Here is a 24,134-nt window from a genome sequence, read left to right on the forward strand (position 1 = left end):
AATATTAATCTGTCGAATCATCAATAATTTTGTATCTTTTATGATTAACTACAGTTTTTTCGAACATTTCATGCTCGTCAAAATTATCATTAATAGTAAGATCAACAATGACGGAATTATCATTAATCTTTTCAACTTTACCAATCATGTCATCAAATGAAACAATGTTACCTACTTTAACATCTAATTCTTCTTTTTCTTTCTTCTTAGCGTCCATGTAAATTCCTCCACTACAATAGTGATAATGACTGACATTATACTATATATACAGAGAATTACAAGTATTTACCCTTAATGCGAAAAGCTCCCCCTCGAGCTTAGCTCTCGCATTTCTTCTTACATTTTTCGCAGTTGAGACACTGACGCCGAGTATTTCAGCAGTTTCCTTTAGAGAATATCCTGACAAAGCGAGTGTAAACCACCGGTATTCACGTGTATTCAGTATTTTGGCAGCTGTATTTTCAAGATTATAAGAATCCCCTGAAGCAGGTGTTTCAAGAATGTTATTTTCAACCGGTGTATAGCGTTCCTGATAACGTGACACTTTTCTGATCTCGTCAATCAGCCGCTGGCGTATGAGCGTATAGACAAACTGTGATTCACTGCATGCAGTTTTACTCATATCAAATTTATTAAGCGCTTCAAAAACAGCAATGCGGCCAATCTGCATATATTCATCTTTATCATATAAAATATTCAGCTGCTGCACGATACTGTGAATCATCGGTTCGTAGGAAGTAATTTTATCGTTTACTGTCATTTAAGCAGTCCTTAAATGAATCGATTCATATTTTTTATTTCCGGATGTCTATAATATATGAAACATTATGCAGATGATAAAACGCAGAAAGAACTAAAATTGTAAGCTTAATACAACTTAAATGCTATTTTTGTTAACAATAGTTATATTTATATTAAATAAGTTAACTTAAGGTTATAATTAAGAGGCTTTATTAAATTGATGATGGGGTGAGAATATGCTGACTGTCCCTGAGCTGTCTCCGCAGGTGCTCTATATTGAACCGGTAGCAGAGCCTGGATACTTATGCCGTGCTGTTCATACTGATGGTGTAATATACTGTAGTAAGACTTCGGAGAAATGGATTGATGATACACTGGTATACTTTTATTCAAGCAGTATTAAAGTGAAACGTCAGAACGTGAAACTGATACATAATGTCCACCGCCTGCAGCCGATTATTATCGACGAGAAATATCAGTTTGTATTTTTTCCGCTGCACAGCTGCAAATACAAAAATCCATTCTTTGTGAACCTGCACCAGCTGATTGATTTTAAAATGGTGAACGGCAAACTGGTCATTATATTTATAGACGGCCGGGAAGTGGAAACGGACTACGATTATAACTTTGCAAAAAAACAGTATGAAAAGACGCTGTTTATACTCGACAGATCTGTAAAAAATCAAAAAGCGCTCAGAAGGTACTTTAAAGATAGGGAGGGATAAGAATGGCGATACTCGCAGCCGGCGGTATTTATAAAAATCAAAAACAGAATCTCACCGGCGGCGTATTTTTATCTGCCCTCGCAGCACAGCATACATACAGCGATGTGTATCTGCATACTAATTTCAGCTCAGAAGAAACTGCACTGACTGCCGAATTAAAAGAAACGTTGCGTAAAAGCGGAGTCACTCATTCAAGTGCACAGGCAGTATCAGCGCCGTACGGTATCGTCAGCGCTGATGAGTTTATCGTTAACTCTAATGTGTATGAAACATTTAACCCGAAAGCAAAGTATTTACAGCAGCTTGATAAAATTATCTTAACGACAGATATCGGTGAACGGGATTTCAGGTATATATTAAACTTTGCGCGTAAACGAAAGCTCGAGACAATTGTGTTTAGCTGCGGTGAATATATACCTCAAGTCAATGATGAAGATTTAATTATTCTTGATGACAGCGGTATACCTAATTATCATCATTATTTAAATGAGATAAAGTCAATTCTTACAGAACGTGAGTTTATCAGCAGTACACCAGCAAAAAATCGTCAAATACCTGAAACAGGTCTGCGCAAATCGGGGAAGATGTTTATCCAGTTGTTATTACTCGCTTTAGTACTGATATTGTTATTTACCGGCGGTTTTAAACTGCTGGAATCAATCAGCACAGACAGTGAAACCTTTAAAGCAGAGGTCGACTGGTCAAAAGAAGTTGTGCACGATGACTGCAGTACAGTTGAAACATGTGCGGATCTCGGTGACCGTTATTTGTCAGACCTCAGGGAATATGTTGACCTGCAGGATGAACCGCATATATTTTTTGAAAACAGAACACGGACAACATTTATCAATTATGAAATAGAAGACTTTGAAATTACCGGCAGTGATGTAAAAAATCCGCTGCCGTTCGGTGATGAAGAAACATTTAAATCAATGTGGAATGTCTTTCAGCAAGTATTCCCGAAACGTTATATAGAGGACATTAATGAATATCGCCTGTTCTCGGATGGTGAAGGAAACACTGCAGCTTATGTGACGATTAAAGAGGATGGTACGGTGCTGGCGATGGATGTGAGAGACAATACCCACAAAGCGACGCAGTACCGCAATCTGATACATGAATTTGGACATATCTATTCATTGCCGATTGAAGACTTTGACGAGGCATGCAGCAGTACAGATATATCATGTATTAAAGAGGATACAATTATTGCTAACCATGCAGACCGGTTCTGGTCGCAGTACGATGAATCATGGCTTGAAAACTCCGATAAAAGCCGCTTCCAGCTCGAAGGTTTTTACAATAATAATGTAACGGATTTTTATGTTCCGTATCAGGCAACGAATGTTAAAGAAGACTATGCAATTACATTTATGAAATTTATCACGGAGAAAATTCCCTCAAACAGTTCTCAACTGCGCGATGTTAAAGTACAATCAATGTATGAAGACGCTGAACTCGTCGCGTTGAGAGTGGACATATTAAAATCATTTGTCCAGTTGGAGAAGGAGAGAGCAACTTGAAACTAAAAGTTAAAGTGAGAGATTTTGAAAGCGGCATTTCAATTATTAAAATAGATGTACCTGCCGAATCCACAGTCGATCTGCTGCTTGGAAAACTGGTGCAGGAAGATCTGATATTTGAATCGTACTTACCAGGCATCAAGACGACGGGGTATACATATGGGGAATTTCACAAATTAAAAACATCCAGCCTGTTTCACGGCAAGGAAAAAGCGATACTGACATCTGACAAAGTAGAGATTACAGTAACGCAGAAAAAGTCGGAAGAGGGTCAAAAAGCAGGGCAGGTGCTGCTCGACTACTCGCAGCTCGTCAATGTAGTTGATAAATTCAAGGAACTGGAGAACAGTACAAATGTAGAATACGGCACTGTATTTTTTGTTCAGCAGGAAAAACACCAGTATTTAATCAGATATGAAGAACACGGTTTTGAATTTTATCATTTTAAACTGCAGTATGACAATGCGTTTAAAGATGAAGACAGATTCCCCTTCCTGATACTTGAATTAAAAACAAAACAGGAGCTGACGGCAAGTGAACTGAAATGGATACGGACAATTATGTTCCCGTCAAAAGAACGCAAAAATCCGATTATCCATATGGAAGTATCTAAGCTGAACCAGGACATCGTAGATGAGCTGGCCACTCTGGTACACAGAGTTATGGTGATTATCGGAAAGTTCCAGGTGAGTAAGAAGTCACTGGAATCAGCAGATAAACTGCCATCATATGTGCAGCTGAATGAGAAAAACTCTATCGGCTTTGTGGAGATTGAGCAGCTGAAGCGGATAGTGGAGGCGTAGAAATCAGAATATAATAACTAGTAAGTGAGCCGAATAATTCAGCTACTTATTTATTTTGGGAAGTAATGAGGTATTGTAATGAAAATAGAACGGAAATTCAGACCAGAGATAGAAGGTTTGAGAGCAGTAGCAGCATTGCTGGTAGCAGTGTATCATATTTGGATGATGCGTGTTTCCGGCGGCGTAGATGTATTCTTTGTAGTATCAGGTTTTTTAATCACAACTTCATTACTTTCAAGGTATGCAAGAGACGGATATATTAATTTCTTTAGTTTTATATTTGGTTTGTTAAAAAGATTATTACCAAATGCATTGCTTGTACTAACTGTTGTTTTAATAGCAAGTTATTTTATAATGCCAGAGTATAGACATGCTGGAATAATTAAAGAAATATTCGCATCGATATTTTATTTTGAGAACTGGCAACTGGCTATTTCCGGAACAGATTACTTAAATCAGGGAAATGAAAAAAGTCCGGTCCAGCATTTTTGGGCAATGTCTATCCAAGGTCAGTTTTATGTTATCTGGTTTTTAGTTATAAGTTTAGCTATTTTAATTCACAAGAAATTTAAAATCGAGTTCAAAAAATCATTTCTTGGGCTATTATTAATTTTAATAGCGATATCATTTATCTTTTCTGTATATTTGACCGGTATAAATCAGCCACTGGCTTATTTTGATACACGTACTAGAGTATGGGAGTTTGGACTAGGCGGACTACTATTACTTATTATATATAGAATAAAATTACCGAAATTTTTAAGCACAATAATGGGCTGGTCAGGTTTAGTTATATTGTTGAGTACAGGTATGCTATTAGACGTGGAAAACAGTTTCCCAGGTTACATTGCCTTACTACCTGTAATGGCAGCAGTTTTCATATTGGTAGCAGGAGAAAATACATCGAAACTTGGTGTAGAGAAGTTCCTCGGTAGTAAATTTATGGTTTGGCTAGGTGGATTAAGCTACGGACTATATTTATGGCACTGGCCATTACTGAGCTTTTACTATGTAATTTTTGATACAACAGATGTGAGTATTCTGCATGGAATTCTGATTATCTTTATTTCGTTAGTATTGAGTTATTTAGCAAATCGATTTTTAGAAAAACCTATTAATCAATTGATTGGAAAAAATAATTTTACTTTTAAAAAATTCTTGCCGATTATACTCCAATTGGGAATAGTCATCATTTTACTGGGTGTCTGGTTTATAGGAAGTGAACTGAAAAGTTCACAGCAGGAGAATCTTGCTGGAAATAGTGAACACCCTGGAGTACTTGCAGAAGAAATATCGTTTTCGCCAGAAGGTACAGAACCTATACCGGCTCTCGAAAATGCTAAAGACGATAGAGCAGATGCATATGCTGATGGATGTCAGATTTCACCTGGAGATTCCGAAGTGAAAATTTGTGAGTATGGAAATACTGATGATTATGACTATACAATTGCGTTAGTGGGAGGATCCAAGTCTACACATTGGCTTCCGAGTCTGCAGGAACTTGGGGATAATTACAGGATACTGAATGTAACGAAGAGCGGTTGCAGATTTTCGTTAGATAATAATGAAAGTATCGCTGATGATTGTTATGAGTGGAATACTAAAGTAGTGGATGAGCTTGCAGAGTATAATCCAGATGTAGTGGTGGCATTAGCAGATGTTGCTCGTCCCGCTTATGAGGAAGTGCCTGAAGGATTTATAGAGCAATTTGAAAAGCTTAATAACTATGACATTCCAATATTGGCTATTAGAGATACACCCTATTTTGCCAAGGATGTTGTTGAATGCCTGAGTCAAGACAACGGAATTAACGAATGTAGCATAGAAAAATCTAAAACGATATCTCCAACTCCGGCATGGGAGAAATTATCAAACCCACCGGAAAATGTGATGTATGTAGACTACACAGATTATATATGTGATGAAGAAAAGTGTCCTCCTGTGGTAGGGAATATTGTTGCATATCTTGATAAAAGCCATATGACAGCGACTTTCAATAAAACCTTTTCACCAATTATTCGCAAAGATCTAGAAAAAATATTATTAAATTAAAATTAAAGCCATGCCAACTTTTATAAGTTGGCATGGCTTTTTATTATAGTTCTTTTTCCATATATTTATGTGGAATGCCTGCATCATCAAATTCATCAGAAGAAACGTGGTAGCCAAGTTTCTCATAGAATTTAATTGCGTGTACCTGTGCACCGAGCTTTGCACGTGTGTAACCATTCTCCTCAGCATGAATATGAACGAAGTTCATCAGCGCCTGACCGAGGTGCAGTCCTCTGGCAATTTTCCTTACAGCCATGCGTTCAACCTTGATTAAGCCTTCGCCGACATCACGGTATCTGACTGTGCCGATTGGACGGTCATCAAGAGTAAGAAGAATATTTACCGCCTCTCTTTCGTATTCATCCACTTCTTCTTCAGGCGGTACGTTCTGTTCTTCTACAAAAACTTCTTTTCTAATTTCGAGACATTGATTGTAGTACTTTTGATCATCAGTTATTTTAAGTTCCAATTCATCACCTACATCGCATTTTTTCTTCGTATAATCGTATACTGCCAAAACACTTTAAGCTGTTCGATATTCCAGTAATCCATACCGAGAGACAAAGCAGGGCGGGTATTAAATCTAATGTTGCTAGCTTCTGCTGCTGCCAGTGCAATATATTGGATATGGGGTTTTAACTTTTTAAACTCATCTGATAATTTGCCGTCTTTTTGAATCCAGTCCAGCGGAAAAATATAGTCGAAAATATTTACAACTTCATATATTTCAGGAATTGCAGTAATGTAACATGCTGCATCGACAGATGGATTATTCTGTGATTCTGAAAAATAGCTTCTTAGAGATAAATATAACTCTTTATGCTCGTGATTCATATAAAAATATTCATTTTCAATCTTGGGCTGATTGCTGTTTTTAATCAGATCTTCCAGATTATCCATCATTTCATGAATATTAGTCACTTTGTCATATGATTTTCTCAAAACAGCCACCTCCACTTAATTAATAATAGTAACCGTTATTAGGTGAATTGCTATTGCTGCCTTCATAGTATTCATCTTGCGTTTCTGTACCATCATCATAGTAGCCATCATCTTGTTGATTATTTGTACCATCATCATAATAACCGTCCTGCTGAGTGTTTGTACCATCATCGTAAGTGCCGTCATTATTATAATTTTCTTCTTGTGATTGCTCATTAGTACCTTCATTTTGAGGTGTCTGATTATCCTGGTTGAAGTCACCGTCTGTAGTATCTTCTAGATCATCTTCACCTTCAATATCTGATTCTTCATAATCAAATTGTTCAGTTTCAAAACCGTCGCCGTAAGGACTTTCGTATCCTTCTTCAGCAAAAAATGGAATACTTTCCGGCTGATGTTCAGTCAGCATATACTCATCCAGATATTCGTAAGGAACAAGATAATCGCCTAATCTTAGCTGCAGTAAATCAAAAGGTTCAGAAGGTTCTATTTCCAGTATATCGCGGATTGTATTTGACAGAACAAATAAGTGTTCATCATCTGCTCTGTAGAAATATGCTCCATTACCTTGATTCCAATAGTCACTGCCTCTTAATTGTGTTGAATCGAATGAAATATTATTAAAAGCATAGTAGGAAGCAAGCTGGCGGATATCTTTAGATGTAAAGTTATGTCTTGTGTTATCTGCTACCACTTTTATCAAATCATCTATTTTACTTAAACCGCCTGACGATTTAACTTTGTTAAGTACCGCTTCAACAAGCTCCATTTGTCTGTTTCCGCGGCCTAAATCTGAATCTACGCGTCTGCTTCTAACTACAGCAAGTGCTTCTTCACCGTCCAATTCCTGAACGCCGGCTTCGAGCTCAACCCGTCCTTTGTCATGCTGATTAGGCTCATTCATATCAAAAGGAACATCGAATTCAACTCCGCCTATGGAATCGACAATATCTACAACGCCTGCCATATTAATACGTACATAGTAATCCACAGGTACATTTAAAAGCTTTTCCACAGAATCCATTGAAGCTGAAGGACCGCCATACATGTGTGCATGATTTATTTTGTCAAAATACCCTTCAGTTTCTATATATGCAAGTGTATCCCTTGGAATATTCACTAATTTTACATCATCACTATTTTTATCAAAAGTTGCAAGTATCATACTGTCAGTACGGAAATCATCACCGCCTAAATTTTCTTTTTCAGCACGTGATTCGTTCTCATCAGTACCAAGAATCAGCACTGTGAAGCTGTCTTCAACGTTAGCATCTTCTTCCCGTAAATCAGATTTTTCTCTGTCTGTCGGTTCGTATGAGCTGCTGACACCTTCATCAAAAGTATTATAAAGACTGTAAATATAAATCCCGGCGCCAATCAATATTAGCAGCAGGACAATTACAACTGTCCAGATTATTTTTTTCATCAAAGTAATAGACCCATTTCTTGTTTAGATTTTAAAATACATTAACTTCTATTATAATGTTAATAAGACATAATTTAAAACAATATATTAAAATACAGAGGGTTGCAAATGAAAAAGATAACGATGTTCGTATGGAATAATTTTGTGAATGATGCAAGAGTACTGAGAGAAGCTACGGCGTTAACTGATTTAGATTATACAGTAACTATAATCGCTAAGAAAGAATTGTCTGAAATGCATCTTTCTTCCAGTGAGGAAGTTAGAGGAAGAGTGTTTGTAAATAGACCTTTAAAGATCGAATTACCGCAAAAGATAACTGATAAAATTAAGTCATCTATTTTAATCAAGCATATACCAAACATGCTGTTAATGTTCAAAATGATAATGCTTGGACGAAAGTATGATACAGACGTGTACCATGCACATGATTTAAATACTCTAATACAAGGCATTGTGAGTGCAAAATTGCGTGTAAACAGAAAGCCATTAATATATGACTCCCATGAAGTCCAGACGAGCAGAACGCACTACAGTTTTGACAAGATATATAAAATAGAAAAGTTTTTACTGAACTTTGTTGATGAAGTAATTGTAGAGAATGACACACGGGCAAACTATCATAATGATTTATATGGTATCCGTCCAACTCCGATACATAACTACTCTGAACTATATAATATTGATGAAGTTAAAGCATTCCCAATAAGGGAGAAATATAATATTCCTGAAAGTACAAAAATTGTGCTGTATCAGGGAGGAATGCAGGAAGGCCGAGGACTGTTTAAACTGCTTGATGCGTTTAAAAATATTAATAATGGAAAGTTAATTATGCTTGGTGATGGAAAAGAACGTCAAAATCTGATAGATTATCATAGTGAATTAGAACTTGAAAACAAAGTGATATTTATAGACAGAGTACCTTATAAAGAACTGAGAAGTTATACAAAATCTGCAGATATTGGTATACAGTTTTTAGAGAATACGAATTTTAATCATTACTCTGCTTCTTCTAATAAGCTATTTGAATATCTAATGGCTCACGTTCCTGTAATTGGATCTGATTTGCCTGAAATCAAAAAAGTAATCGAAGAAGAGAAAGTCGGTTTAACAGTTGAAGAGTCGAATACAACAGAGTTACAGCAGGCTATTCAGAAATTAATTGATGATGAAGGTAAAAGGAATTATTTTAAGAAGAATACTCAAAGAGCAAAACATAAGTATAACTGGGATAATGAGAAACAGATATTGAATAATATTTACTATGAGATCTAAGTGTTATCATGTTTTGCAGGTAACACTTTTTTATATTTAATAGAAGTCTTAACAGACAAAATGATATAATGATTATTGGTTTTTTATATTGTTCACGTAACAATATTTTACTGCATATGTAATTAAGTGAAAAATTGAATTGAGGAAAACTATGCTGAAAATTATAGAATTTTTTAAGGAACAATGGCATCACAGACATTTAATATGGAAACTTTCTATTTATAATATTAAAAGTCAATATGCTAATCATTATTTAGGTGCATTTTGGAATATACTTCAACCACTTTTACAGGTTCTAATATATTTCATCGTATTTGGTTTAGGCTTGCGTGGAGATAGAGGGGATGTAGAAGGCATACCATTCCTTGTCTATCTGATTTCAGGTCTGTTCCCATGGCTTTATATTCAACAAGGTATTAATGGTGCTTCAAATGCAATACAGGGTCAGCTGTCATTGGTTACGAAAATGAAATTCCCGGCGAGTATTTTATTATCGACAGCAATTTTAAATGGATTATTTAATTTGCTACTTGTAACGACTATCGTAATAGTAATTAGTATATTAAATGGATATTCTGATCCACTGCATTACTCGGCATTGTTATATTTCATATTTGCAAGTTCGGCGTTGATTTTAGGTATTTCATTAATAATGTCATCACTCGTAATTATTATCAGAGATATGAAAAATATATTGCAGAATATCATCAGAATGTTTTTCTTTATGACACCGATATTCTGGTCATTAACAGAAGCTAATGAGATACTTCAGACGTTGGCATCGCTCAATCCGTTTGCGTACTTGCTGATGAACTACAGGTATGCATTGGTATTTGAGAATGCGCCGTTATATGGTGAGATGGGAGACCATCTGTATTTTTGGTCATTAACAGTTATATTAATCTACATCGGAGTTCACATCCACTATAGATTTAAAAATAAACTGGTAGATTATTTATAAGAGGAGTATTTTCATGAATGTTGAATTAATAAATAAACTAAAAGAATATATCATTACACCACAGCTTTTTGAAGTGTTGGTACAGGAAAATATAAACCAGAATATATACAATGAATTCGATATTAATTCCAGTGAACGTACACTGGGGAATTTAAATAATCAGGTTGTACGAATATTAGGTTTACGTGAAATAGATGGTAATTTTTACGGTTTAATAGAGTTTGGTGCTAATATCATCGGATGGACAGTATTGGAGAATTCAATTTTTATTCATCCAAAGAAACTTGAATCCGTGAAAATTGATTTTGATAAATTCACAACACCTGTATTTAACAGACAGATTAATATAAATAAAGATTTGGTCCTATCATTAAAAGGTAGATTGCTTACATCCAAATCTTTTATAGAAGCAGACGGCCAGCAACTGGAAATGATTTATTTGAAAGGAAAATTCCAGGGATTTGTTTATCCGGGAGATATTATCAGAGGAATTGATACTTCAGACAATATAATGCTGGATGAAAGTGTCCAGTTATTTAGGGATTCCAATCTGGTTATCGATCAGGAGCCTGTTGTCGAAACAATAAAAGCGACGGTAAGTCTGGTTTTTCCAGAACTTAACTTGGCAAAGCTGTTTACTGAAAACCAAACATCGTGGGTTAATTTAGATGAACTGGACTATGACACAAGTCACTTGATAATTAATAATGGTCCACTGCAGGAAAACTTTATACAGCTGCAGACTAACGAGCGGAAGAAAACAAAAAGTATCATTGAATCTTTATTAAAAAGACAGATTGAACTTGAAAAGAATATTGATAAATATGAAACACGTCTTAACCGCGTAGAAAAACTCTACAATAACTTGAGGAATTCCAAACTTGGTAAGATTCAAATCGCGATATGGGAAAGGAGAGGGAAATAGTGGATAAAAACTTTACCGTTAAAGAAAATGAATTAGTAAAAGAAGAAGAGATGATTAAAGGCTTCGATGATCTTGGTAGAATTGAGCGTCTTCAACATTACGTCAATCTACTCGATGAAGATTACTTTAGAGCCTTGGAACACTTAAGTAATGAGAAAATGTATAACTCACAGTATAAATACTATGAAAAATTTGAACAAAATGGCAAAACAGATTTTCTAGAAGAACTTGAAACTTATTTCCCTGAAATCAGCAGAAGTAACGGCTCCAGGTTCTATAAGAAACTGGATTATAATATCGGAATCATCTGTGACGAGTTTGTTTACAACGCCTACAAAGATTCAGCTAATATTAAATATATTTCAGCAGACAGCAACGTGGCAGACAGTCATTTCGACTTTGTCATTATAGTTAGTTCCTGGAGAGGGATTGATGGCAGCTGGGCACAAGTGGCATCACCGCGAAGTGATAAACGTGAAAAGTTAATGAATATGGTGTCTGCATTTAAAAAGTCTGGTATACCAACAGCATTTTACTCTAAAGAGGACCCTGTTAACTTCCATCTGTTTAAAAATATTGCAAAAGAATGTGATGTAATTTACACAAGTGCAGTTGAGATGGTTGAGAAATATAAAGAATACTGTAATAACGATAACGTTCATGTTATGGAATTCGGAGTAAATCCGAGATACCATAATCCAGTTGGCAGCAGAACACAGACTGCAGAACAAAATAAAGATCACGTCTTATTTGCCGGCAGCTGGACTGAGAAGTATCCAGTAAGAAATAATGAATCTGCAAGGATGTTCGATGGTGTTAAAGAAAATGGTTTTGATTTAACAATTGTCGACAGAAATCTCGAGTTGAGAAAAACCAGATATCAATTCCCGAAAAGATACATTGAAAACTTAACCTATCCTATGGAACATAATGATTTAATGGACACGCACAGATTAATTCCATGGGCTATCAATGTCAACTCTGTTAAGTATTCTGAAACAATGTTTGCCAACAGAGTTTTTGAATTGCAGGCAATGGGCAATCTCATGCTGACTAATTACAGTATGGGTGTCAATAATAAGTTTCCTAACTTATTTATAGTGAACACCAAGGCAGATGTGAAACCCATGCTTAATAATCACTCAGAGAACGAATATGAAGATATGAGAGCAAAAGGCATCAGACAAGTTATGCTCAATGAAACAGGGTTCCACAGAGTTTCTCAATTCGCTGAAAACTTTGGTTTGCAATCAAATATTGATGAAAAGAAAATTTTAGTAGTTGCTTCTGACGTTTCTGCTAAAATACAGGAATCATTCGACAGACAGATGTATGAAAACAAAAATTTAATTAATGAAGATGAACTGACTAAAATAAATATTAGTGATTATGATTTTATTACTCACTTTAGTGATGAATTTATTTATGAAGAATATCATCTGGAAGATTTACTTTCAGCATTTGTTTATACAGATGTGGATTTTGTAACTAAACAAAACACAAATCTTCATGACTATTCACAAAGCTATGAGAATCTTAGCTTAACAATGTTCGATATCACTGTTTTAAACAACAGTTTTAGAACAGAGTCTGAGAACGGATATGTAATTCCAATGACAGAAATTATGACGGATATCCCAGAGAAAACTAATAGTGAAAAATTGGTTTCAGTCATTGTACCGATCCATAACAATGGAAGATATTTGGAAGATAAATGCTTTAGAAGTCTTACAAGATCATCTATTTTCGATAAAATGGAAATTATTTTTATAAATGACGGAAGTACTGATGAAGAGACGATCAGTATAATTAACCGTTTAAGACGACGCTATCCAGACGTTGTTTATGTAGAGTTCCCTGAAGGCTCGGGAAGTGCGTCAAGACCAAGAAACGAGGGAGCTAAGATTGTCAAAACACCATATCTGACGTATCTGGATCCCGACAATGAAGCTAGTGGAGACGGATATGCAGATTTACTGGATAAGTTAATTAAGAATCCTGAATTGGACATGGCTGTTGGTAATATTATGAAAGAAGATAATAAGCGGCGTGCTACATTCAAGTATTCCGGTACTGTAAAAAAATTCAACAATAAAAAACTGTTAATTGAAGACACTCATAAATTTATGGAAGAGTCAGCACTCCGGGCCCAAAGTATACAAGCACTAATAGTTAAGACAAATATTATTCAGGATAACAATATCGAGATGGTAGAGGGAGCAGCCGGACAGGATACAGTTTTCTTCCAGGAACTGATTTTAAACTGCCACAATGTAATAGGAGTAGAAACTTTTGTGCATATGTATTACGCAGCAGTAAGCGGTTCGGTTACAAATACCATCGGGAAAAAATTCTTTGATAAATATTATAAGTTGGAAATCGAAAGAATACCATTCCTTAAGGAACATAATTTATTGGAAACTTATCTGAATGAAAGATTTAATTTCTATGTTAAAGGATGGTATTTATCACGGATAGATCGTATTAAACCAGAAGAAAGACACGATGCAATTACAAGGTTCTTAGATATATACAGCCTGTATGATCAATATGACAAAGTTGAAGACAATGATTTGCTGGAACAAATAGAATCATTAAAAAATGAAGTTAACTATAAGGGATGAAACTGATGCCGGGTAGACTTGATATATTTAAGCGCAAAAATAATAAATTTAAATTTGTAGATAATATTGAAGAACATGATTTTATAAAGCTTATTAAATACGATAAACGAACTAATAAAATCGCAGAATCTGCATTGGATAATCTTATTATTCCATTTCCTAATTTTGAAGCTGCAGACTTTAATAAAGTGCACGATTGGAATGCTGAAAATGATAAGTATGGCAAAAGTTATCAGCTTTATATTCACTCACTGAGATTTGTGAGCAGTCTGCTGTTACAGTATGAAAAAAATGAAGATATTAAATATTTAAAGAAAGCAGAAGTGTTTATCGAATCCTGGATAAAATTCATGGACTCCAAACCTCAAAGTGAAATGCTCTGGTACGATCATCCGGTAGCGAACCGGGTGCAGAATATTATTCATTTCTTGTATCTGGCTAAAAACAAATTGAATATTAATGAGAAAAAGTATTATAAAGTGCTCAGGAAACACGGAGAGTTTCTAATGGATGACAGCCATTATAATTATAATAACCATGCATTAATGATGGACCGTTCATTAATGATACTCGGCAACATACTGGATGATTATGATTTATTCAGTACAGGTTACCGCAGATCAATAGAAACTTTCTGGTATTCATTCAGCAGCCAGGGAAGTCACCTAGAGAACTCTCCAGACTACCATCGTATGGTTTTGAAGATGTATCTTGAGATTGAAGAATATTTAAAAAAACATAATCAGACATTTGGAGATACAATCAATCAGTATCTTGAGCTGGCTCTGGACTTCTTACCGGTTGTTGCAAGACCTGATAAACGGATTCCTGCACTTGGTGATTCAGGAAACAGTGCGCTGGGCAGAGTTAAGAAATACAGAAATTTTTCTGATTCTGAATTAGGACTGACAATAATTCAAAAAGATGAAAAAAGTAAATTCTACTTATCATTTATATCCGGATATTCATCAGTTACTCATAAACACAGGGACGATTTAAGTCTGACTCTGTTTTATGCAGACGATGATATATTAGTGGATTCAGGGAAGTTTAATTATGGTAAAGATATAAGAAGAAGATACGTCATGTCACCAGAGGCGCACAGTACATTACTTTTTAAAAAAGAAGATTACAAACTTGTAAAAGAAAACAGGTTTACCCGAAAAGTACGGACAGATAAATATTTCGAAAATGAAAATTATACGCTGGTCCAGGGAATTAATGAGAGTTTTGAAAACTCACAAGTATCCCGTCTTATCATTGTCTTAAGAAAATATCCGGTTGTTATTCTGCTGGATAAAGCTTCCAGCGGCGTTGAAGAAACAGTTTATCAAAATTTCAATTTATCTCCAAAATCAAAAATAGAAGAATACAGAAATGATTTTGCCGGGATTCTGACAAAATCGGGAAACAGAGTAACCTTTACACAGATAGGCGATGTTAAAGAGAAAGTGGATATAACATCATCTCAGACAGAGCCGGTTCAGGCCATCGTGACAACAGGTTATGGAAAAGCTGCTGAAACCAAACAGCTCAGGTTTTCTGCAGCAGTAAATAACAGCAATAGTTATGTTTTTAAAACAGTAATCAGTATGGATGACTCTCTAAATATACAGATGACAGACATAGACGAATCTGCATTAAAAATATCTGTAAATGGTGAAGAGATTTTTATAAATATATAGGTGATAATGATGAAGAAAGTCACGATGTTTGTATGGAATCATTTTACGAACGACGCACGGGTGATGAGAGAGTGTCTTACATTGAGCCAAAATGGATATGATGTAAATTTAATTGGCATTGCAAATAAAAAAATTCCCGAAGCTATTCCATATGAAGAAATTAATCAGAACTTTAAAGTGCATCGTGTACCAATGTATCCAAAAACACTTGAGTATTACTTCAAGCGTAAAAAAAGAGTGACGGCAATAACAGCAGGAGCGACAGCTTTAATGTCACCTCTTTTATATAAATATTCAAAGAGTAGCCTGGTGCTGATGTTAAGTACTTTAATTGCAACAGGAGTTATTTTAAAAAATAATTCATTGAGACAAAATACAGTTAAGCTCATTCGAAGTTTAAGAATGATTCTAAAAGGTATTCAGCTGAAAGCAGATATTTATCACTCCAATGATTTGAATACACTTGCTCAGGGAGTAATCTGCACAATACTGCACGACAGTCAACTCGTATATGACTCTCATGAGGTCCAGACTGATCGTACAGGGTATAATCCTGATACTGTAAAACTAGTAGAAAAAAACTTAATAAAATTTGCGGCTGAAACAATTGTTGAAAACGCAACGCGTGCAAAAAAGCATGAAGAATTATATGGATATTTACCTAAGACACTCCATAACTATTCGAAATTTTATGAAATAGACAAAGTTTCCGATGTAGATTTATATGAGATGCTGGATATCGACCGTTCAAAAAAAATATTGCTTTATCAGGGCGGCGTCCAATTTGGGAGAGGACTTAATGTACTAATCAATTCAATGGAGTGTATCGAAAACGGCGTTCTTGTTATTATTGGTGACGGAAAATTGAAAGCAGATTTAATGGAAGAAACTTCTAAAAGAGATTTAACAGATAAAGTTAAGTTTCTTCCAAAAGTGCCTCTCGAGGATCTGCCATCGTATACTAAGCAAGCTTATATAGGTTACCAGGTGCTGCAGAATACAAGCTATAATCATTATTCTGCATCTTCCAATAAACTTTTTGAGTATATTATGGCAGAAGTACCTGTTGTCAGCTGTGACTTTCCTGAGATTAAGCGTGTGGTTGAAGAAGAGAATATAGGGCTTATTGTAGATACAGAGAAACCCGAAAGTATTGCTGCAGCAACTCAGAAAATAGTTGATAATCCCGAACTGAGAAATGAATTAAGTATGAACTGCAGAAGTGCAAAGTTTAAATATAACTGGGAAAATGAAAAAGAAGAGTTACTTAATATTTATAAAGAATTGAGTAACTGAGAGAAGGTTGAATATGACTTATAAGGTTAAAGTCGAAAATGTTTCTAAAATATACGATATGAACAGAAGCCGTAAAGATAAATTACTATCACTATTTACGTTCGGATATTTTTATAAAGAAAAGCCTTTTTATGCATTGAGAGATATATCATTCGAAGTGGAACCGGGAGATTCAGTGGGAATAGTTGGATTGAACGGATCTGGTAAATCAACATTATCTGACTTGCTTGGAGAAGCGACAGTACCCAGTGAAGGTAAAATTACTATTAATGGAACCAGCTCAATGATTGCGATTAATGCAGGTTTAGATCAGGAGTTAACCGGTGTAGAGAATATCAAAAAGAAATGTTTAATGCACGGTCTCTCTGAACAGCAAATAAAAGAGCGTTATGACGATATTCTAGAATTCAGTGAATTGGATGACTTCATTAATCAGCCGATCAAATCTTATTCCAGCGGGATGAAATCCCGTCTCGGTTTTGCGATTGCAATTCATACAGACCCTGATGTACTTATCGTTGATGAAGCTCTATCAGTTGGTGATGAAACTTTCTCCAATAAATGTCTTGAGAAAATAAAACAATTTCAAAAAGAAGGTAAAACAATCTTTTTTGTTTCACATTCAGCCAAGCAGGTAGGCAAGATGTGCAACAAAGCAATGTGGATACATTATGGTGAATTAAAAGATTTTGGAAAGTGTGTACCTATTGCAAACGAATATGCACGATTCATAAATAAATTTAAAGCGATGACCAAGGAAGAACAATTGAATTATAAAAAAGAAATGATTGAAAAACAGCAGGAGAGAAGCAGCGATATTAAAATAAAAAAATATCGCAGACCTTTATATAAATATATTCCTATACTTTCTTTATTAGGGGTGTTTGTTTACAGTCTCTTATTGCAATTAAATCTTATTTGATAAAAGCAGGAGGTACAATTGTGAAGTTTAATAATACTTATTATCCAGGATCTTACATCATTTCACCCTTAGAAATATCTGAAAGTTTATCTGATTTCTCAGTAATAAATATTGGAAAATACAACCTTTATTTATCAACAGATATTCTATTTGATTATGCAGAAGATGAGGACGGATATCTACTTTTAATTGGATATTGCTTTGATATAAGAGATGGTCTTTTATCTCAAAAAAATATCCTTGAAAACCTGCTATCTCAAAAAGATATTGTGAGTGAACTGGATTATATAAATGGACGCTATGTAATTTTCAAACACAAAGATGAAAAACTGGAGCTGTATTCAGATGCATCCCAGCTCCAGCCTCTTGTTTACCATAAACAGACCAGGTCGCTTGCCTCACATGATAAACTGCTTGCCGATTTATTGAGTGATAATGGGACAGATATTAATCAAAGAGAAGATTTAAGTCATCATACAGAATTGGATTACACCAGATTTTATAACGTATTTAAGCTTAATCCCAGTCTGATGCTGGATATGAATGATTTCACTTTTACGCGTATATATCCTCGAACTGACTTAACAGAAGAAACTCCTGAAAAAATTTATAAAGAAATAACCCCGTATCTTGATGAATCAATTAACTGGTTAAAAAATAATAAGAACGAAAAATTCCTGACAATTACTGGAGGAATAGATTCCAGGGTTTCTGCAAGTCTGTCTAAAGGAGTACCGGGAATTGAGTATTTAACTTATTTGACCCCCCAAAAGAAACTTTCTACTAAAATGGCCAAAAATATATATAAAATTGACGAAGATATAACAAGGCAGATGAAAAGTAATCTCGGATGGAAGCATGAAATAATAAATATATTTAACTATCAGGTGTCAAAAGAACAGTATAGGGAGTACAATGAGCTTTTTAACTCAAAACATTCATTTGGACTGAGAAACTATTATGAAAATCATAAAAATTACCGGCATGCTCTTCACGTAAAATCTACAGTGTTTGGCATGGGTAAAGCTGATTTTAAAATGAATCTTGATAATTCAGAAGAGAACTTTGAATTTTATACCAGTTGTCTGCACGGCCTCCCCGACACCCTTATTTCTTCCGACAGTTTTGATAAAGAGATTAATGAATATTATAAAAGAAATCTGGTTGAAGAAGGTGTGACACGCGGTAGACACTATTTTGATATATTTCATCTCGAATCCAGAATGGGTAACTGGCACAGTACTTTAACGCTGGAAACTGATCCTCAAGCTGATGAATTTATATTTACCAACACAAGATTATTAATTGATTATATTCAGCAGCCGTCTATATCAGAGCGCAGAAATTACACATTGTACAAAAAAATTATTAACAATTATTGGCCGGCGCTGCTGCACTTTGGTATAAATAATAATTTAAATTATTACGAGCAGGAAACTAAAAACAATTTCTACTGTGAAAACCTGAATATAAAAGGCAGTAGTAATTTAGTTTTTGTTGTAAAAGATAATCAATTCTTGGTAAAACCAAAGAAAACACCAATCAGCTTTGACGATCTGTTTACAATAAAACTTGACTCAACAGAAAATAAAAAATATTTATTGAGAAGTACCTACACCAATCCTAAAGGACAAGGTAATATTCGTGTAATTATTCGTTCAAATAAAGAACACAACGTTTACGACATCTTAAAATTGAATGAAGGTATAGAAATTGAGGTCGGTCCGGAAGGGATATTTATCATAATGATGTACAACAGACTGTTCATAAACTCGTCTTGGAAAGATGCCGGAGAGCTTTTATTCGAAAGTTTGTAAAAGGAGAGAATTAAAAATGTCTAAAGATATTTTAAAGAATCCGTTTATTATCTCAAATAAAAATATAGAAATGAATAAACTTATTACATCCAAAGTCATCAAACTATCCAAAGGCTTTTTATATTACAGCAGTGATACGGATATTACTGAACATAGAACAGATGATATTAATTTTATTTTAATCGGCTATGTGTTGGATACTTACAATGGATTAAGCTCATGTAATGAAATACTGGAAGAATTGTCAGGCTTGTATCTTCAGGATTACAATCTGTTCTTGGATAAACTTGATTGTTTGAACGGCCGGTATGTCATTATAGCAAATACCGGAATAGACACTGAAATTTACAATGATGCTACAGCATTACGGCCGATATTCCAGTGGAATAAGTCTATTTTTGCGTCTCATGAAATACTGGTTAAAGAAGCGGCTAAGATAGGCTGGAATACCGAATTAGAAGATTTTGGCGTTAATAACGGTTATCTTGATTATACAAATACAGTAGATGTTTATAAGTTCAATCCGAATTTAAAATTCTCGTTTAAAGATAGAGAGTATGAACGAATCTATCCGAGACACTCATACGAAGTTATGAATAAGGATGAAATCTTACAAAAATTAATGATGAATTTTGATGAACAGATAAAATGGCTTAATAATACAGATAAAAAATTATATTTCTCAATTACAGGCGGTTACGATTCAAGAGTATCATTATCGTTAGTAAAACCCATGCTTGAAAAAGTTACTTTCTTCACATATATTGCTGATTTAAGCAGGATCAAAGACGGTGTCCGAAAAAATATATACTTAAAAGATAAAGATAATGTAGAAAAAATTGGTGATAATTTAAACTTGAATCATCACATATATGATTTGAAAAATTATTATCCGGATGAAAATTTTAAAGAACAGCTGAGCAACAGCATTTCTTCCAATCACTCCTTAAATGTAAGTTACTTAATGTATAAGGAGTTTGAAGAAAACTCTATCCATGTTAAATCGACCCTTTATGAAATTGCGAAAATGCCTTATCCTGAAGAAATGGATTTCACATTAAATTATAATCGTCTTTTCAGATTAAGTACTAAATGGCAGACTGTTAACTTTAAAAGATTGGTGAAAGATAAAAAAGCTTATTTTAATAATTTTATTGAAAGAACAAAGTTTAAAGAAATTGAACGATTCAATTATAATCTGCCTTTGCTGCTATTTTGGGAAAGCAGAATGGCAAACTGGCACGGAAATATCACTCAGGAAACTGAGCATACAAGTGAAACATTTATCTTTTTAAATAACAGATATGTATTGGATTTATTAATGCGTGCAGATTTTGATGTGCGAAAAAATAAAGAGCTGTTAGAAGATATAGTTCACTATAAATGGCCGATTATTCAATATTTTGTACCTAATACATACCGCACGTTAAAAGAACAGGCTGAAAATAAAAACAATTTAGAACTGCAGAATTTATCCTTGAGACTTACTAGTATTTCTAATTTAGATATGAAATTGGAAAATAACAAAATTTTTTTTAAACCTTCAGAAGATACATATCTTTTCGATGATAGGGTTGGACTTCAAATAAAGAATACCGGTAATAAAAATAAATATCTTAAAATAAAAGGCGGCTATAAACACCCGGTTAAAAATATTTTCATTAAAATTAATGATGTCAGATATTCAATTAATGAAGTGACAGACGGGATAGATATAAATCTGTCTCCGGAAGATGACTTGACAGTTGAATATCACTATACAAGAAACTTTAAAAATAAATCCTGGTTTGATGCCGGAAGAATCACAGTGGAGTGTATGGAGTGAAAAAATGAAGAACATCGATTTAAAGTATATCTATGACAATAAACCGCATACGGAAATGAATCAGTATCCAATAGGTATTCAGAGAAATACGATATTGCAGTATATTGATTTTTTAGAAGAAAATAATTATAAACATTATGTAAAGAAGTTGAAAAAAGGGCATCGTTCGATCACTTTAAAAAGAGAAGATGGAACGAATATAGATGTATTAAAAAGCCCGATTTATCCTACAAACTCTAAAGTGGGAAGACAAATTGCGATAGATAAATTCAAAACTGAGAAACATTTAAAGGGAGCAAACTTACTTACAACGAATTCAGCAATCTATCAAATGGACGATAGAGAAGAAGCAAAATTAAATGCTTTTAAAGATAAAGAATTAGAAAAAGGGATTGTTATTAAGCCTTTAAATTTATCATTAGGTAAAGGCGTATTCGTCAACGTTACTAAAGAAAATTTTGATGAACACTGGAATCAGTGTGTAAAGATAATGAAAAAAATGGCCGTACAGAAGAAGATGGCTTAATTCTGGTTCAGGATTTTATGGATGGTTTTGAAGTAAGAGCAACAATTTTGGAAGGCCACTTAATATCTGTCGTCGCCAGGGTACCTGCTTTTGTTAAAGGTGATGGAATTAAAACTATAGAAGAATTAATTGATGAAAAAAATAAAGCGCGTCAAGCCTGCGGATTTTTAAGTAAAAATTTAATTAAGAAATCAGATGCTGTTAAAGCTTTTATCGGAAATGAAGGGTACACTTTTAAAAGTGTACCTAATAAAGAGAGTTATGTTTTACTTTTATCGGTTTCCAATACATCTTTTGGTGGAGAAGTAGTTGAAATAACAGACTCTGTCTCTGAAGAAACGAGAGAACTGGCATTAAATTCATTGGCAGCTCTACCTGATATGTCTTGCGGAGGTATTGATATAATGATTCGGGATTTTGAAGATACTGCTCCCCGTGTTATAGAGATTAACCCGTTTCCAGTTTTAGGGCTTACGACTTATCCTACTTATGGCAAGCCTCAAAATCCATTTAAATATTTTATTGAGGCTTTTTATACAAAAGATAAATTAATATATAACCTGCCGCTTAATCCACACGAAAGAAAAACAACTAAAAAACTGTTTGGATTATTTAATTATTCATCCAAAAAAAATGACTTAGAGAGTTTGAATTCAGATTTATATATCAGGAATTATTTCAAATATTTTGAGCGCCAACATGAAATGCTCAGGAGACAATATTCAAATAAGGTATAATCAGCATCTTAATTTATAAATGTTTATGTTATCATTATAGAATCATAATGAATTATTACATAAAAATATAGCAGTTTTAAGAAAGGCTGAACTTAATTGTTTGGCCTTTATCTTTGTAAAAGTTAAGGTGACTTATGAAAATATTATTAATCACACAAAATTTCTATCCGGAAATCGGTTCCGGTGCGAATAGATTAAAAAACTTATATATCCAGCTGTTTAAAAAACATGACGTCGAAGTGCTGACGACAAATCCATCGTACCCGAATGCAAAGATGTATGATGAAGATAAATACTGGAGCAATGACCAGATAAATCATTCGAAAAATATAATGAGACTTAAAATGAGAACGGATAAGCAAAGTAAATCGATGGCATTCCGTTTATTATATTATTTTGAACTTGCTTACAAGGTACGAGTGTATGTGAAAAAATATCAGCATATGTACGATGCTGTTTATGTCACGTCACCTAACATATTTCTTCCGTGGGCTGCCTTTTTCCAAAAGAGAAGTAAAGGTGTCCAGCGTATTTTAGAAGTGCGGGACCTTTGGCCGGACAGTGTCCGTGATGTTGAGAAAATGAATATCGACTTATTCTTTCCGATCTTAAAATTCATGGAAAAAATGCTCTACAAGCAATCGGATAAAATTGTTATTAACAATGAAGGGTTTAGAAAATACATAAACCGGATGATAAAAAAGAAGCCTATATTATTTTTACCGAATGCATTTACTGAAAAAGAAATTGGGTTTGAAGATGTTCCTGATGAATTTCAGGTTATTTACACCGGTAATATTGGCTTTGCACAAAGCTATGAAAAACTTCAGGAAATGGCACACAAACTTGAAGAAAATAAAATTAACTTTAAAATCATCGGTTATGGAATGAACGCTCATTTATTCCAATCATATATTGAGTATAATAACTTTGAATATATTACTTTCGAAGAAGAAAAAACGAGAGAAGAATGTCTGGTTGAGATACGCAACTCAAATATTCAGCTGTCTATTTTAAAAGACAGCGAAGTATTTCTCAATGTACTGCCCGGCAAGGTGATTGACGGGATTGCCTCAGGTGTTCCGGTTGTAACGAACCTTGGCGGCTATACAAGTGAGCTCATTAATGAATATCATGTTGGCTATGCTAAAGAAAAAGCAACATCTGACGAGCTTGCAGATGCAATTAAAAAAGTTAAGGAAGATAACGAGCTGGAGTCGACACTCAGAAATAATGCAAAACAGCTTCTGAAATCACATTTCCTGTGGGAAGAAAATATTGAAAAATTAGAGCATTTTATATTCGAAAAAGAGTTTAAGCGGTAATATCCCA

Annotated in this window: 21 protein-coding genes; 16 read left to right on the forward strand and 5 right to left on the reverse strand. The window is 34.3% G+C overall.

All coding sequences use genetic code 11. The features are described 5' to 3' along the window. Window positions 1–4: 4 nt before the first annotated feature. Both H625_RS13105 and H625_RS13110 read right to left on the reverse strand, forming a co-directional pair. The gene (locus H625_RS13105) at window positions 5–217 is read right to left on the reverse strand and encodes a DUF2187 family protein (RefSeq protein ID WP_035785876.1); all 213 of its coding nucleotides are present in this window, start codon (window positions 215–217) and stop codon (window positions 5–7) included. 42 nt (window positions 218–259) lie between these two features. Beyond that, window positions 260–760 (reverse strand): sigma-70 family RNA polymerase sigma factor, encoded by a 501-nt coding sequence (locus H625_RS13110; protein ID WP_051239081.1) that lies wholly within the window; start codon window positions 758–760, stop codon window positions 260–262. Window positions 761–977: 217 nt separating this feature from the next. Here H625_RS13110 and H625_RS13115 point away from each other — a divergent pair, with 217 nt between their 5' ends. From H625_RS13115 to H625_RS0111520, 4 genes are all read left to right on the forward strand, one after another. Further along, complete coding sequence (locus tag H625_RS13115) at window positions 978–1,466, forward strand: competence protein ComK (RefSeq protein WP_051239082.1); 489 nt, start codon at window positions 978–980, stop codon at window positions 1,464–1,466. Between the two features lie 2 nt (window positions 1,467–1,468). Beyond that, complete coding sequence (locus H625_RS0111510) at window positions 1,469–2,989, forward strand: hypothetical protein (RefSeq protein ID WP_026860048.1); 1,521 nt, start codon at window positions 1,469–1,471, stop codon at window positions 2,987–2,989. Next, window positions 2,986–3,792 (forward strand): hypothetical protein, encoded by an 807-nt coding sequence (locus H625_RS0111515; protein ID WP_026860049.1) that lies wholly within the window; start codon window positions 2,986–2,988, stop codon window positions 3,790–3,792. Before H625_RS0111510 ends, H625_RS0111515 begins: the two co-directional genes overlap by 4 nt. A 78-nt stretch (window positions 3,793–3,870) precedes the next feature. Then, window positions 3,871–5,844: an acyltransferase family protein gene (locus H625_RS0111520; protein WP_026860050.1), complete on the forward strand. Its 1,974-nt coding sequence runs from the start codon at window positions 3,871–3,873 to the stop codon at window positions 5,842–5,844. 43 nt (window positions 5,845–5,887) lie between these two features. Here the strand turns inward: H625_RS0111520 and H625_RS0111525 are convergent, their stop codons facing one another. From H625_RS0111525 to H625_RS13120, 3 genes are read right to left on the reverse strand one after another with little or no spacing between them, the layout of a single operon-like run. Beyond that, entirely contained in the window at window positions 5,888–6,361 is a 474-nt protein-coding gene (locus H625_RS0111525) for a GNAT family N-acetyltransferase (protein ID WP_245573134.1), read from the reverse strand. Then, entirely contained in the window at window positions 6,322–6,795 is a 474-nt protein-coding gene (locus H625_RS0111530; protein WP_035785878.1) for a DUF2538 family protein, read from the reverse strand. The genes H625_RS0111525 and H625_RS0111530 overlap by 40 nt, the downstream gene beginning before the upstream one ends. Window positions 6,796–6,805: 10 nt before the next feature. Beyond that, window positions 6,806–8,212 carry an LCP family protein gene (locus tag H625_RS13120; protein WP_084135855.1) on the reverse strand — a complete coding sequence of 469 codons (1,407 nt, stop codon included), beginning with the start codon at window positions 8,210–8,212 and terminating at the stop codon, window positions 6,806–6,808. 108 nt (window positions 8,213–8,320) lie between these two features. On the opposite strand from H625_RS13120, the gene H625_RS0111540 reads away from it, so the two are divergent. The 12 genes from H625_RS0111540 to H625_RS0111595 all read left to right on the forward strand — a co-directional run bounded on the left by H625_RS0111540 (window position 8,321) and on the right by H625_RS0111595 (window position 24,127). Beyond that, window positions 8,321–9,484, forward strand: coding sequence for a glycosyltransferase (locus tag H625_RS0111540; protein ID WP_026860053.1), 1,164 nt, complete (start codon window positions 8,321–8,323; stop codon window positions 9,482–9,484). A gap of 151 nt (window positions 9,485–9,635) precedes the next feature. Beyond that, window positions 9,636–10,445, forward strand: a complete 810-nt coding sequence (locus tag H625_RS0111545) for an ABC transporter permease (protein ID WP_026860054.1) — start codon at window positions 9,636–9,638, stop codon at window positions 10,443–10,445. Between the two features lie 13 nt (window positions 10,446–10,458). After that, window positions 10,459–11,370, forward strand: a complete 912-nt coding sequence (locus H625_RS13930; RefSeq protein WP_026860055.1) for a hypothetical protein — start codon at window positions 10,459–10,461, stop codon at window positions 11,368–11,370. After that, window positions 11,370–13,994 carry a glycosyltransferase gene (locus H625_RS0111555; protein ID WP_245573135.1) on the forward strand — a complete coding sequence of 875 codons (2,625 nt, stop codon included), beginning with the start codon at window positions 11,370–11,372 and terminating at the stop codon, window positions 13,992–13,994. Before H625_RS13930 ends, H625_RS0111555 begins: the two co-directional genes overlap by 1 nt. A gap of 5 nt (window positions 13,995–13,999) precedes the next feature. Further along, window positions 14,000–15,679 (forward strand): heparinase II/III domain-containing protein, encoded by a 1,680-nt coding sequence (locus H625_RS13125; RefSeq protein ID WP_051239083.1) that lies wholly within the window; start codon window positions 14,000–14,002, stop codon window positions 15,677–15,679. Window positions 15,680–15,685: 6 nt separating this feature from the next. Continuing rightward, window positions 15,686–16,975, forward strand: coding sequence for a glycosyltransferase (locus H625_RS0111565; protein WP_245573136.1), 1,290 nt, complete (start codon window positions 15,686–15,688; stop codon window positions 16,973–16,975). A 13-nt stretch (window positions 16,976–16,988) separates the two neighbouring features. After that, window positions 16,989–17,897, forward strand: a complete 909-nt coding sequence (locus H625_RS0111570; RefSeq protein ID WP_026860058.1) for an ABC transporter ATP-binding protein — start codon at window positions 16,989–16,991, stop codon at window positions 17,895–17,897. 20 nt (window positions 17,898–17,917) lie between these two features. Beyond that, window positions 17,918–19,714, forward strand: coding sequence for a hypothetical protein (locus tag H625_RS0111575; protein WP_026860059.1), 1,797 nt, complete (start codon window positions 17,918–17,920; stop codon window positions 19,712–19,714). Between the two features lie 16 nt (window positions 19,715–19,730). Then, entirely contained in the window at window positions 19,731–21,539 is a 1,809-nt protein-coding gene (locus tag H625_RS0111580) for a hypothetical protein (RefSeq protein ID WP_026860060.1), read from the forward strand. 4 nt (window positions 21,540–21,543) lie between these two features. Continuing rightward, window positions 21,544–22,065, forward strand: coding sequence for a hypothetical protein (locus H625_RS0111585; RefSeq protein WP_026860061.1), 522 nt, complete (start codon window positions 21,544–21,546; stop codon window positions 22,063–22,065). After that, the gene (locus tag H625_RS0111590) at window positions 22,017–22,802 is read left to right on the forward strand and encodes an ATP-grasp domain-containing protein (RefSeq protein WP_026860062.1); all 786 of its coding nucleotides are present in this window, start codon (window positions 22,017–22,019) and stop codon (window positions 22,800–22,802) included. The genes H625_RS0111585 and H625_RS0111590 overlap by 49 nt, the downstream gene beginning before the upstream one ends. Window positions 22,803–22,936: 134 nt before the next feature. Next, a complete protein-coding gene (locus H625_RS0111595; protein WP_026860063.1) occupies window positions 22,937–24,127 on the forward strand; it encodes a glycosyltransferase family 4 protein in 1,191 nt (396 codons plus the stop codon). Window positions 24,128–24,134 lie beyond the last annotated feature (7 nt).

Origin of the sequence: Jeotgalicoccus psychrophilus DSM 19085, from assembly GCF_000425845.1 — a bacterium.
GTDB lineage: Bacteria > Bacillota > Bacilli > Staphylococcales > Salinicoccaceae > Jeotgalicoccus > Jeotgalicoccus psychrophilus.